Here is a 12679-nt window from a genome sequence, read left to right on the forward strand (position 1 = left end):
GTTTTTGAACGGTGCCGCCGTGGCATTCGGTATCCTGGTTGGTGACCTGGTTTTTGTATTTCTGGCCATTTTTGGTATGACTGCATTAGCTGAAACGATGGGCAGTTTTTTCCTGATCTTGAGGTATGTGGCGGGTGCTATTTGATCTGGTTGGGTATCAGCTTGTTGAGGTCCAAAACCAGAATACAAGTTCCGACGGATCGCTCAGCATCAACAGTATCAGCAAGCCTTCTCTCTGGTCTGATTATTACCCTCGGTGATGTGAAAGCCATTTTTTTCTATGCAAGCTTGTTTCCTGCGTTTGTTGATCTGACGACCCTGGATACGTCAGACATTGCAGCAATTATTGTTTTGACGGTTGTTGCCGTTGGCGGTGTTAAACTGGGTTATGCTTATTCTGCTATTAGAGTCCTGTCATTAGCCAAGGGGATCAGAGCGCAAAGCGCTGTTAAAAAGACCGCAGGCGGATTTATGCTTGGTGCCGGCGCGTATCTCATGGTAAAAGCGTAATCAGTTAAAAACCCACTTTGGAGGTTGTAAATGGAAGATGATTTTGAAGTTGAAATGAGTGCTTTAAGCCAGGAACTGACGGCAGAGGGTAAAACTGTCCAGGTCGATATCTACCGTGGCGACACGGGAGGCTGGATTCTTGAAGTAGTTGATGAATCGGGTGTTTCGACAGTCTGGGAAGATGAATTCGATACAGAGGAGGCCGCTCTGGATGAAGTTAAGGCGACCATTAGAGACGAGGGTATTGATTCGTTAATTGGTATGGACTTGTAAATGGCGGCGAATTAATTGCATCCAGACAGGTCACTATTCGCATAAGCCCCTGAACGGTTTGTACCTGTATAGCAGGAACACCGCCAGTAAGCTTGTTCTGTGATCGCATGAAATGTTTGATCCAGACTTGATCACCCCCAGTGAGTGCAAAGAGTGCACGGGCGACTCTAATCAGTAGCAGGGCCAGCTCGCCTTGTTTACTTTCGGGGCGAAGGTCCAGATTTTGCTTCAAGCGGATTATCGCCGTTTTATGCACACCAATTACATTGCCCAGCTCATCTTGCTTGAGTGTCAGCTGTTTGGATGCATTAAGCAGTGCTTTTGACAGGACAACAGCTGGATCTGGTCGTTGTTTTAGTTGCGCTGTCATTTATTTCTCTCCCACAGCTTCCAACACTGCTTCACGACAGATTCCACATGTCTGTTAATTTCTTCGCCGGGTTGTCTGGGGGGGAGTTGATGCAAGGCGCGCACTATATCCAGCCCTGCAAGCATGCTCAAAAACAACTCGGCGGCACGCTCAGTATCAGCACAATCTATAAACCCGGCCTCATGTTGGGTTTTTAACCAACCACTCAAAGTGTTTAAGCCGTTTTGTACGCTGTTGTTGTACATGCTATGCAGTAGGTCCCGATCCACTTCGTGCAGGCTGCCCAGCAAACGCAGAAAATTGAGATGTTCATGGCTGAGTATGAAATGTGTCAGGTTTACTGCAAAGTCATACAGAGCTTGCTGGGGTGTTTGGATCTGCTCAGGGTCGATAACCAGGTGCTGAAGTAAGCTGTCGCATTGACGGTGAATGCAGGCCTCTATGAGAGCATTTTTTTCGCTAAAGCGGTTGTAAACCGTTACTTTTGAAACGCCGGCTTTGCGCGCAACCGCTTCTATCGAGAATTTAGCTGGGCCCTGGGCGAACAGAAGTTCAGTGGCGGCATCCAGAATAGCGACTTCTTTGCTGGGATCGACAGGTCGTCCCGATCGTGTATTACAAGGCACTTTTTTATCCATTTTAATTAGTGTACGATTGCGTTCATTAATCATAGTGTATTCTTGAGTCGATTACCATGCATAGACCTTTATTCTTTATGGCTATTGTGTTGTTAATACTGGGCTGTAGTCCAGATAATGGCACATCAAATGCACCGCAGTCTGCTGCCCCCTGGGTCCGGACATTGGTTGTGACCGATGCATCCTCTGCTTTTATAAAGCTATCAGGAACGGTAAAAGGGCGTTATGAAACCCCTGTTGCCTTTCAGGTATCCGGTCGTATTCTGGAACGTCATGTTGACGCAGGTCAGCGTGTCGAAGCCGGGCAATTGCTGTTCCAACTGGATCCGCGTGACCTGTTAGCCTCGGTACGTGTAGCTGAAGCCGAGATGAGAACGACTGAGGCCGCATTGGCTATCGCACGTAGTGAATTGCAGCGTCAGCAGAAGTTGGTGGAGGGCCAGTTTGTTAGCCGTCAAACTCTGGAGCGTTATGAGCTGACGCTGCGTGAAGCCATCAGCCAACATCAGGCTGCCAACGCGGTATTGGAGCAGACACGCAATGCGTTGGACTATGCTGAATTACGTGCTGAAAAAGCGGGCATACTGAATGCGGTAACCGCTGAACCCGGACAGGTGGTCACTATGGGACAGCCCCTGGCTACCCTGATTGATGACAGCTCACTGGAGGTCGAGGTGTACCTGGCTGAGGGTGTGGATGCCCCTGCTTCAGGTAGCGTATTAATTGAAGGAGAGCCACTGGTAATTGTGTTACGGGAGGTGGCAGCCTCGGCTGATCCTGACAGTCGCAGTTGGCGAGCACGTTATCGTATTGAGTCAGCTTCGGGTGACTTAAGCCTGGGCACAGTAGTGCAGGTGATGCTTGATCAACCGCTTCAGGATACCACCTTCAGTGTGCCCTTGGGCGCACTGGATGAGCGTAATCAAGGCCCTCAGGTTTGGCAGGTGATTGACGAACAGGTGCAGCCTGTTCCTGTTGAAGTGCTGGAGCTGAACCGTGAATATGCCGGATTCGTGCGCCTCTGGCAGACGGTGGCCGTATTGTTGCTCTGGGCACACATTTATTAACACCGGGTATGCAGGTCAGGGAGCAGGCGCGATGAATTTCCCCAATTTGTCAGCCCTGGCGGTGCGTGAGCGCTCGGTGACGCTGTTTTTTATCCTCTTGTCGGTGTTTGCCGGGGTGTATGCTTTTTCGTCTTTAGGGCGTGCCGAAGATCCATCCTTTACTGTGCGGGTGATGGTGGTATCGGCTATCTGGCCAGGCGCTACACCGACCGAGTTACAGGATCAGGTTGTTGACCGTTTGGAAAAACGCATTCAGGAAGTGGAATACCTGTATAAAATTGAAACCACGATACGTCCGGGTCGGGCTGATTTACAGATAGAGTTCGAGGATTTTTCACCCAGCGAAAAGGTACCTGATCTGTTTTATCAGGTGCGTAAGCGCATGCTGGATGAAGCAGGAAGTCTACCTGCCGGGGTGATAGGTCCGATCGTCAATGACGATTTTTCAGATGTGTATTTCTCGCTGATTTCACTGACGGCACCGGGTATGCCGATGCACAGTCTCACGCGTGAGGCGGAATCTATCCGTGATCGTTTGCAGCGTGTGCCGGGTCTGCAAAAGGCGCTGATACTGGGCGAGCGTAGTGAACGGGTGTATATCGACTTCGACATGAACCGCCTGAATAATCTGGGGTTGTCAGCGGAGCAGATTTTTGCCGCGATTGAAAACAGTAATCGTATGATGCCAGCTGGCTTTGTTGATCTGGACGGACCACGAGCCTACCTGCGCGTGGATGCTGATTTGGCGGATCTTGATCAATTGGCCGCTTTGCCGATACGCGTGGGCGACCATCTGTTAAAGCTGTCGGATCTGGCGGATATTCGGCGAGGTTATGAAGATCCGCCCTCGTACATGGTCAGGGCTGATGGTGAAGAGGCTATATTGCTGGGTGTGGTGATGCAGGCCGGTCAAAATGGTCTGGCATTTGGTGAGCGTCTGACAGCCTTTATTGATGCCGAACAGGCTAAGTTACCCTTGGGTATGTCTATGCATATGCTGACCAATCAGACGGAAGCGATCAGTCAGGCGGTTGATCTGTTTCAGATTAAGTTCCTGGTGGCGGTGCTGGTCGTTATGGCGGTCAGTGTACTGGCGATTGGCTTTCGTGCGGGTTTGGTCGTGGGCATTGCCATCCCTGTTACCATCGGTCTGACATTTCTGTTGATGAAGATAGCCGGGATCAATTTAGATCGCATCACGCTGGGCGCACTGATAATCGCCCTGGGGTTGTTGGTGGATGATGCCATTATCGCCATTGAAATGATGATCGTTAAAATGGAAGAGGGCTGGGAACGCGTCCGTGCCGCCAGTCATGCCTGGAGTGTGACAGCCGCCCCTATGCTGTTTGGTACATTGGTTACGGTAGCCGGTTTTGTTCCGATCGGTTTTGCCCAGTCAGGTGTGGGTGAATATGCCGGAAATATCTTTTGGGTGCTGGCCTTTTCACTGCTGGTTTCCTGGCTCGTGGCTGTCACCTTTACCCCTTATCTGGGCGTAAAACTGCTGCCTGTCTATACTAAGCACCAGACTGGAGATATCTATCAGACACGTTTTTACCAGTACCTGCGAGGAGTAGTAAAGGCCTGTGTGCGTTATCGTAAAACGGTGGTGCTGTCGACGCTGGTGTTGTTGATACTCAGTGGGGTGGGTATGGCAACGCAGGTGCAAAAGCAGTTTTTTCCAGGTTCAGACCGTCCAGAGGTATTGATCGATATTTACTTGCCTCAGGGGAGTGCCATCGCTACCACAGAGGCTACGGTAAGGCGATTGGAAACGATACTGGAAACTCTGCCCGAAGTGAAAAGTCTGTCATCCTATATCGGTGCTGGCGCACCGCGCTTCTTTATTTCATCCAATCCGGAGCAGCCGGATCCGGCCTTTGCCAAGATCATTGCCATAGGCCATGATGCTGATGCACGTGATCGTATTATGGCGGAGATGAATCGTCACCTGGACGCTGGAGAGTTTCCCGAAGCACGGGTGCGTGTCACCCGTCTGTTATTTGGCCCACCGGTTATCTGCCTGTCAGCTTCCGTGTATTGGGCCCCGATACCGAAGTGCTGCGCTCTATCGCGCATGAGGTGCGTGGCCTGATGGCGGAGCATGCCAATATTGTGATGCCGCATCTGGAATGGGATGAGCGTACGCCCAGCTATTATCTGGACATGGACCTGATCGTTTGCGGCTAATGGGACTGACACCGACGGATGTCGCACAGCAGCTGGCGTTTCAACTCAATGGTTTTAACGTCACGGATGTGCGCCAGGATGTTCGCAGTGTGCAGGTGATCGCACGCAGTGCGCGCGAGGGTGTACTGTTACCTGAAGATCTGGAGCTTAAAACAGCAGATGGACGTAAGGTGTTGCTCAGTCAGTTGGGCGAGTTGAGTATTCGCTATGAAGATCCGGTGATTAAACGCTATAACCGCGAACCCTTCCTGGCGGTGCATGCGGATGTGCAGGGTGCTCAGCCGCCTGATGTGACTGCAGCGATCTGGGCGGACATGCAGCCACTGCTTGCTGAATTACCACCGGGTTACCGTATTGATATAGGTGGATCAGTCGAACAGTCAGGTAAAGCGGATAGCTCCATCCAGAAGCTTCAGCCGCTGATGCTGGCGCTTATGCTGATATTCATCATGCTGCAGATGCGCTCATTTACCGGCACATTTGTAGTGGTTGCGACGGCCCCGCTAGGGTTGGTAGGAGCGGTGGCAGCGCTGCTGCTGTTCAATCAGCCGTTTGGTTTTACCGCTCTGCTGGGATTGATTGGTTTAAGCGGTATTTTAATGCGCAACACCATGATACTGGCACAACAGGTGCAAGATAACTTCGATTCCGGTATGCAGGCGGGCGCCGCTGTAGTTGAGGCGGCTGTACAGCGTTCCCGACCGGTGGTGCTTACTGCTCTGGCGGCGATGCTGGCTTTTATTCCGTTGGCCATGGACCTGTTTTGGGGGCCGCTGGCCTATGTGCTGATTGGTGGTGTAGCGGCGGGTACACTAATCACCTTGCTGTTTGTTCCGGCACTCTATGCGCTGTTGTTCAAAGTGAAAGCCAGCGACTATTGAGCTTCTAACTATCTGCAGATGTTTCTCAATGATATTTGACTTTGTATTAAATAAAAACTATTGTCATTAAGATTAACTTTTAATGATGTTCTATATCTGGGAGACGATACAATGAGAGTCTTGATGTTAGCGTTTGTACTGCTGTTCTTGCCTGTGCTGGCTCAGGCATCCAGTTGTGAATTGAGTATTGATAGCACAGATCAGATGCGTTATTCCGCCGCTGAACTGACGGTTCCGTCGGGCTGTGAAACCGTTACCTTGACACTGACCCACAGTGGCAGTTTACCGAAAACCTCAATGGGGCATAACTGGGTGTTAGTTGAAACAGATCAGTTGAATGATCTTGCTAAAGACGCCATGGCAGCGGGACCTGCTAATAACTACGTGCCAGTGGGTGATGACCGTGTTCTGGCGGCGACTGAGTTGGTTGGTGGCGGAGAGAGTACTTCGGTTGAGTTTTCTGTTGCTGAACTGCAAGGTAAGGACCTGAGCTTTTTCTGTTCCTTCCCGGGTCATTTTGCGTTGATGAAAGGCAAGTTTATCATCGAGTAAACACAGCCCTGCGCTAGCTTAGTGAGTAGAGTGGTATCGCTGTACTCACTTATTCCTTCCGATACACCACCGATAAATTGTTGGCTGGCATGGTAATGATGGCCTGTTGAATCAGTCCATGTGTTTTTGCCAGTTGCGTGACTTCTTCCAGATCCCGGATCCCCCAGAGTGCGTTGCGCTGACGCAGTGACATATCAAATGCCAGGTTACTTTCGGCGGGCGTCACATCGGCTTGCCAGAAGGGGCCGTACAGGTAGAGTATGCCTTTATCATCGAGCAGTTTTTTTGCCAGTTGCATCAGCTTCGGTAGCGGTCCAAGGGATATATGGATCATGTTGATTGCCAACAGAGCGTTGTAATAATCCAGTGCAATATCGACAGGTGCTGTTACGTCAAGGTGTTGTGCTGGAAGCAGTTTGGGATGTTGCTCACTTTGGCGCCAGGCTTCAATGCTGCTAATCGCAGTTGGATCAATATCGGTGGGCTGCCAGTGAATTACCTGCGGCAGATTAGAGGACAGGTATACGGCGTGTTCCCCTGTACCTGAGGCCACTTCAAGCACTCTGGCCGGGTTGGGTAAACAGGTTTGTAAGACCTTGAGGATGGGTTCTCTGTTGCGTTGTGTGGCAGGTGCATGATGAAAAAGCTTGGTTGGCTTCACGGTGTGTACGACTCCCTATAAAACAAAAGGCCCTGTATCAGGGCCTTAATTTACTGCAAACAAGCGCAGGGGTCACGTCTGCTCAGAGTGACGTGTCGAGTAGCATCATCAGCACAAACCCCAGAACGAGTCCGTTGGTGGCAAAAAATTCGTGGCCTTTACGGTGTGATTCGGGAATGATCTCATGGCTGATGACAAACAGCATGGCTCCCGCCGCACCTGCCAGTCCCCAAGGCAGGAGGTGAGTGCTGAACTCTAGCAGAGTGGCACCCATGACCGCCATGGCTGGTTCTGCAAGGCCTGTTAATACACCGATAGTGATTGAGAACAGGCGAGTGTAACCCACGGCTATCAGTGCCATGGCAACCACAAAACCTTCCGGCATATCTTGAATCGCAATGCCGGCTGCTAATCCATGGCCGTTATTGGCTGCATAGGCGGCACCAATTGCCAGCCCTTCCGGAAAGTTGTGCAAAGCAATAGCCAGTACAAACAACCAACTCTGGCGCAAACGCGTGCTGGAAATGCCGTCAGAACCCTTGATAAAGTGCTCATGAGGGACTAATTTTTCAATTACCAGCATCATGGCGGCACCGAGCAGCACGGCCAGGGCAACCTGACCGGAGGCCATAAAACTACCGCTGCTTTGGCCTTCCATCATTTCCATTGAAGGCAAAATCAGTGAAAAAATGCTGGCAGCGAGCATTACACCGGCACCAAAACCCATCAAACTATCGATAAAACGCTCAGAGATGCGGTTGGTGAATACGGCCAGGCAGGCACCTGCGGCGGTAGAAGCCGCCGCTACCATACCGGCATAAAATGCATAGCGAACCAAGTCCCGAGTCTGCAGCAGTACGACCAGTTGGTAGATCAACAAAGCCAGACCCGCAATTAGAATCAAAGCTCCCAGTAGCTTTTTTAATGGGAGTCTAGAACCAGCGGAGCGGGTGGATGTCAGAATTCGGGTATTCATGGGTGCTCCTTATGTTTATTTAATAATAATCATTATCATCTAATAGAGTGCAAGTCTCCAGTAGAATTGCTTAATAGCCTGATTAAATTTTGGCTATGATCTGCGAGGGAAAAAATCCTCTATAAACAATATTGATATTGACTGCATTTACACCTTTATAAATATAAGGTTATAGTCCGCTGGACTATAATGATCGTTAAAGAAGTATAACATCGGCTATAAGGCTGCTTTGGCTATGACCCCTACTCCAGATGATGCAAATACAGCGTTTGAAATCTTTCCCTGGAGCCCGCAACTTGAGACGGGCATTGCGATTATTGATGATCAGCATCGTAAATTGGTGGTCTTACTTAACAAGCTGGGTCAGCAGTATGTACAGGGTGTTTCCGAACAGGCTATTGAGCAGATCCTGAAAGAGTTGTCCGATTATGCTGACTACCATTTCCAAACTGAGGAAGCTATCTGGGAGGCTTCGTTAGGGGGCGATGAATGGTTCTCGGGTCATGTTAATAGCCATCAGCATTTTTTTGACGAAATTCAGTTATTACGCAACAGCGATTTACCCTTTCATTTGCTGCTCGAAGAGCTGTTTTCTTTTCTTACGCAATGGCTGGCTTATCATATTCTGGATAGTGACAAGCGTATGGCTAAGGCTGTGCATGCCATAAATGAAGGCTTGAGTGTCGTTGATGCGCGTGATCGTGCTGATGACGAGATGAGAGGTGCCACGGCTGTACTGATCAAAACTGTGCTGTCCATGTATGAGAAGCTGTCTTCTCAGGCCATGCAGTTAATGCAGGAAAAACATGCACGTCAGCGGGCTGAAGCCGCATTGGATTTAAGTGAGCAACGTTGGCAGTTTCTGCTGCAGGGTGCTCATGAAGGTTTTTGGGAATGGGCTGAACAGGATGCAACTCCCTTATTACCGGATCAGATAGCGCAGTCGTTATTACACCAGGCAGAAGCTGACCAAGGTGAAATACATGAGGATGACTTGCCGCAACTCCGTTCGGCATTAGCCGATTTGTGGCAGCCAAACCATGGCGAGTTAAAGGTCACTTACCGCATAGTACTTCCCACTGGCGCGCTGCGCTGGATGGAGTTACGTGGCAAGGTGATTCAGCGGGACAGTGAGGCAAAGCCGCAAAGACTGATAGGTACCCGGGAAGATATTACCGAGCGCGAGCTGATTAGCCATGTCATCAGCCTGGGACATGAAGCCCTGTTCATCACTGATACAAAAAACCGGATAACGGCGGTTAACCATGCGTTCATTGCACTGACCGGCTATACAGAAGAGGCTGTGCTCGGACAGCCTCCCAGCATGCTCGCATCCGGTCTGCATACACAGGCGTTCTTTAGCCGTATGTGGCAAGTACTGCAAAGGGATGGGATTTGGGAAGGTGATATCTGGAATCAGCGTCCTGACGGGGAACGCTACGCCTTGCATCTGTTTATTCAGCGTCACAATGGAACGGATGGCTCACCCAGTCACTATGTGGCTACCGGTTATGATGTGACTGAGCGTAAACACTATGAAATGGAGTTGCAGGATCAGCGTAAGCGTTTGCAGACAGCGTTGGAATCGGTACATGCAGGCACCTGGGATTGGGATCTGACGACCAATGTGCTCATTTGCGATACGCGCTGGTGGGAAATGCTCGGCTTAAGTGTGCATGATGCGAGTTCGACTACGATTCAGTTTTGGCAAGATACTGTGCATCCTGACGATGTATCCCGTGTGTTGACACTCATTGATGAGCATATCCTTAACAGTGATGAGCTGTGCGAAGTTGAATATCGCTTGCAAACCCAGTCAGGTGACTGGATCTGGGTTCGTTCTTTAGGGCGTGTTATGCAGCGTGATAAGGCTGGGATTGCCACTCAGGTCGTGGGGATCAATATCGATATTACCCAGCAAAGAAACCATCAGCAGCAGCTTGAATATGTTGAGCTGCACGATGTGCTGACTGGATTGCCCAATCGCAACCTGTTCTTGCAGTTGCTGAAAACCACCATGCAGACTTCGGAAGATGCCAGAAGACTGATGGCGGTAATTTATCTGGATATCGATAATTTTGCGGAGATTAATGATCAGTATGGGATGGAAACGGGTGACCGTCTGATTGTAGCGATCAGTCAGCGCGTGCGTGATTCTGTCAGAGAGCATCAAAGTCTTGCGCGTATTGGTGGTGATGAGTTTGTGCTGATACTTTCCGGCTTCAGCAGGAAGGCGATATAGTGTCACCGGTGAAACGTTTGTTAATGCACCTGGCTGAGCCTATGCTGATTAATAACTACTCGCTGGAGTGTTCTGCCAGCATTGGTATCGCTTTTTACCCGCAGACACACAAAATTGATGCTGATGGCTTGATTCGACAGGCCTCACAAGCGCTTTACCAGGCCAAACAATCGGGTAAAAATCGCTATGCGGTGTTTGACCCGGATACAGATTCAATGACCCGCAGAAAGCTGGAGCAAATTGAAGCTATTCGTCAGGGATTGTTGCAGCAGCAGTTTGTGCTCTACTATCAACCCAAAGTGAATATGCTCAGTGGAGAAGTGACGGGTGCTGAAGCGCTGATTCGCTGGCAACATCCACAAATGGGCTTGCTACCTCCCAGTTACTTTATTCCTGTTATCGAACAGCATCTCTTATCAGTAGAGATAGGTAACTGGGTGCTTGAGTCTGCTTTTCAGCAACTGGATCAATGGATAGGTATGGGGCTGCCCCAGAGCTTTGTGGTTAGCGTCAATATCGGGGTGGTGCAGTTACATGATGCCTCATTCAGTGAGTTTCTGGTTCAGTTACTCAAGCGTTATCCCAGGGTGAGTGCAAATCAACTGGAGCTGGAGATACTTGAAACCGGTGCTATTGAAGATATGTCTTATGTCTCCGGTTTGATTTTAAAACTACAAAGCTATGGTTTTACCTGCTCCCTGGACGATTTCGGTACGGGGTATTCTTCGCTGACTTTCCTGAAAAATATTCCGGCACGAACGATAAAAATTGATCAAAGCTTTATTCGAACGCTGCCGCAAGATCCCGAGCACTTCATGATTATTAATAGCATCCTGGGTCTCGCCAAGAGCCTGAACCGGCAGGTAATTGCTGAAGGGGTTGAAAGCATTTTACACGGTGAGCTGTTGCTGGAGTTAGGCTTTACTGCAGCGCAGGGCTTTGCCATCGCCAGACCCATGCCAGCAGCAGAATTACTTGAGTGGATGGCGGCCTGGCAACTACCTGCAGCCTGGCAACGTTGTATAGCCTTGCCTGCGGATAAAATACCGTTACTTTTGGCGGAAGTGGAGCAGCGTAGTTGTATGGAAGAGCTACAGCAGTATTTTGATGGCCAAGTGGATTGCCCACCTTTACTCGATAGCAGTGAAAAGGTTGAGGGAATCTTGCCGCAGATGTGCCTGAATCAACCCAGTGTTGATGCGGTGCATGGCAGCGTTTGCAGGGGAACTACCAGCAGTTACTGGAAGAAGCGAAATCGCTGGTCTCTCTTTATCGTCAAGGACAAATAGACCAGTTACAGTTCCGTTTTACCGGATTTAAAACAGCTGATAAGCAATTTATTGACCAGTTGCGTTTACTTAGAAGGGCGGTCTGATTGTGCTCTAAGCATACATGCTGCTGCACAAGTGGGGTTGGCCAAAACTGGAAATTATAAACAGCCCCACAGTTAAGCTCAAAATAATCTTATTCATTTAGACATCGGCCACGTAAAATAACTGTGTATTTATATTTAACGGTTCCTGAAGTAGCATGAGAAGTTAGCATTTGAACCTATCTCGTTTTAAACCTCCTGGTCGTATTGTGAAGCATTGGCGTTTGGTTTTGTTGTTTTCAACCCTCCTGTTTGCGCTTTGTTCCGCTGTTTTTCTCAGTCTATGGAGTAGCTTCAAACACTCTATGGAGCAGACACAGCAGCGTATCATTTTCGAGAGTCAGCTATTGGAGCGTAGCGTGACACGGACGCTGGATTCCGTTGAGTCGGCGATGGTGTCGCTGGATATGCTATTTGCTCAGCAAGCCGATGTCGCTGTGTCCACTTTGCCCGCTGAAAGGCTGCGTCAGCGCGTAGATGAGATGATTCATCTTGCGCCACATATTCGTCAGGTGATTGTAACTGAAGGAACTCGGGTGCTGGTAGACAGTGCGGCCAGAGGGGAAGGGCAGGAAATAGATGCACAGCGTCTCGGGCTGGACTTCAATTCATCCAGTATGTCCGGGCAGTCGGGATTGAGGATTATCAGCAGACTGAATCAACAATTTTTGCCTTTGATTGACCAGCAAGAAACCCAGTCCACGCACAGGGTAGTAGTAACAGGACTGCGCTCCGGGTTTCATTCATTAACAGGAGAGCCATACTGGATTTTGGTGGCGCTGAGTCCGGAATACCTGACCGGGTACTTTTTGCATGATCGGCCGCCGCAAACTACACAGCGGGCGGTCAGTTTACTCAGTTTTGATGGGGACCGGATTGTTTCAATGTTGCCCGAAACCTCGGATTTACCAGCCGTTAGTGAGTTTCTAAAGTCTGGTCAGAGTCAA

Annotated in this window: 12 protein-coding genes and 1 pseudogene; 9 read left to right on the forward strand and 4 right to left on the reverse strand. The window is 49.7% G+C overall.

Annotated features, from left to right (window positions below; genetic code table 11):
* Positions 1 to 19: 19 nt before the first annotated feature.
* Together LH51_RS21255 and LH51_RS06395 are read left to right on the forward strand one after the other, a co-directional pair.
* A pseudogene (locus LH51_RS21255) lies at positions 20 to 510 on the forward strand (LysE family translocator).
* A gap of 30 nt (positions 511 to 540) precedes the next feature.
* A complete protein-coding gene (locus LH51_RS06395) occupies positions 541 to 783 on the forward strand; it encodes a hypothetical protein (RefSeq protein ID WP_036520787.1) in 243 nt (80 codons plus the stop codon).
* Here LH51_RS06395 and LH51_RS19935 read toward each other — a convergent pair.
* Together LH51_RS19935 and LH51_RS18945 are read right to left on the reverse strand one after the other, a co-directional pair.
* Positions 740 to 1153: an antitoxin Xre/MbcA/ParS toxin-binding domain-containing protein gene (locus LH51_RS19935; protein ID WP_081960707.1), complete on the reverse strand. Its 414-nt coding sequence runs from the start codon at positions 1151 to 1153 to the stop codon at positions 740 to 742. The two genes, LH51_RS06395 and LH51_RS19935, sit on opposite strands and share 44 nt — an antisense overlap.
* Positions 1150 to 1824 (reverse strand): TetR/AcrR family transcriptional regulator, encoded by a 675-nt coding sequence (locus LH51_RS18945; RefSeq protein WP_052063518.1) that lies wholly within the window; start codon positions 1822 to 1824, stop codon positions 1150 to 1152. The genes LH51_RS19935 and LH51_RS18945 overlap by 4 nt, the downstream gene beginning before the upstream one ends.
* A 23-nt stretch (positions 1825 to 1847) precedes the next feature.
* Between LH51_RS18945 and LH51_RS06405 the strand changes: the two genes are divergently transcribed.
* From LH51_RS06405 to azu, 4 genes are all read left to right on the forward strand, one after another.
* Positions 1848 to 2858 carry an efflux RND transporter periplasmic adaptor subunit gene (locus LH51_RS06405; RefSeq protein ID WP_144244196.1) on the forward strand — a complete coding sequence of 337 codons (1011 nt, stop codon included), beginning with the start codon at positions 1848 to 1850 and terminating at the stop codon, positions 2856 to 2858.
* Between the two features lie 31 nt (positions 2859 to 2889).
* Entirely contained in the window at positions 2890 to 4953 is a 2064-nt protein-coding gene (locus LH51_RS06410; protein ID WP_235263570.1) for an efflux RND transporter permease subunit, read from the forward strand.
* A gap of 94 nt (positions 4954 to 5047) precedes the next feature.
* Entirely contained in the window at positions 5048 to 5929 is an 882-nt protein-coding gene (locus LH51_RS22330) for an efflux RND transporter permease subunit (RefSeq protein ID WP_235263574.1), read from the forward strand.
* A 123-nt stretch (positions 5930 to 6052) separates the two neighbouring features.
* Positions 6053 to 6481: an azurin gene (azu, locus tag LH51_RS06415; protein WP_036520788.1), complete on the forward strand. Its 429-nt coding sequence runs from the start codon at positions 6053 to 6055 to the stop codon at positions 6479 to 6481.
* Between the two features lie 49 nt (positions 6482 to 6530).
* Here the strand turns inward: azu and LH51_RS06420 are convergent, their stop codons facing one another.
* Both LH51_RS06420 and LH51_RS06425 read right to left on the reverse strand, forming a co-directional pair.
* Entirely contained in the window at positions 6531 to 7142 is a 612-nt protein-coding gene (locus LH51_RS06420; protein ID WP_036520790.1) for a DUF938 domain-containing protein, read from the reverse strand.
* 82 nt (positions 7143 to 7224) lie between these two features.
* Positions 7225 to 8118 carry a ZIP family metal transporter gene (locus tag LH51_RS06425; RefSeq protein ID WP_052063519.1) on the reverse strand — a complete coding sequence of 298 codons (894 nt, stop codon included), beginning with the start codon at positions 8116 to 8118 and terminating at the stop codon, positions 7225 to 7227.
* Between the two features lie 235 nt (positions 8119 to 8353).
* Between LH51_RS06425 and LH51_RS18950 the strand changes: the two genes are divergently transcribed.
* The 3 genes from LH51_RS18950 to LH51_RS06435 all read left to right on the forward strand — a co-directional run.
* On the forward strand, positions 8354 to 10360 hold the full coding sequence (locus LH51_RS18950; RefSeq protein WP_052063520.1) for a bacteriohemerythrin: 2007 nt from the start codon (positions 8354 to 8356) through the stop codon (positions 10358 to 10360).
* Positions 10360 to 11649 carry a putative bifunctional diguanylate cyclase/phosphodiesterase gene (locus tag LH51_RS06430; RefSeq protein ID WP_052063521.1) on the forward strand — a complete coding sequence of 430 codons (1290 nt, stop codon included), beginning with the start codon at positions 10360 to 10362 and terminating at the stop codon, positions 11647 to 11649. Before LH51_RS18950 ends, LH51_RS06430 begins: the two co-directional genes overlap by 1 nt.
* 256 nt (positions 11650 to 11905) lie before the next feature.
* Positions 11906 to 12679, forward strand: a 774-nt coding sequence (locus tag LH51_RS06435; RefSeq protein ID WP_144244197.1) for a hypothetical protein, incomplete at its 3' end; no start/stop codon positions are given.

The organism is Nitrincola sp. A-D6, assembly GCF_000764495.1.
Taxonomy (GTDB): domain Bacteria; phylum Pseudomonadota; class Gammaproteobacteria; order Pseudomonadales; family Balneatricaceae; genus Nitrincola.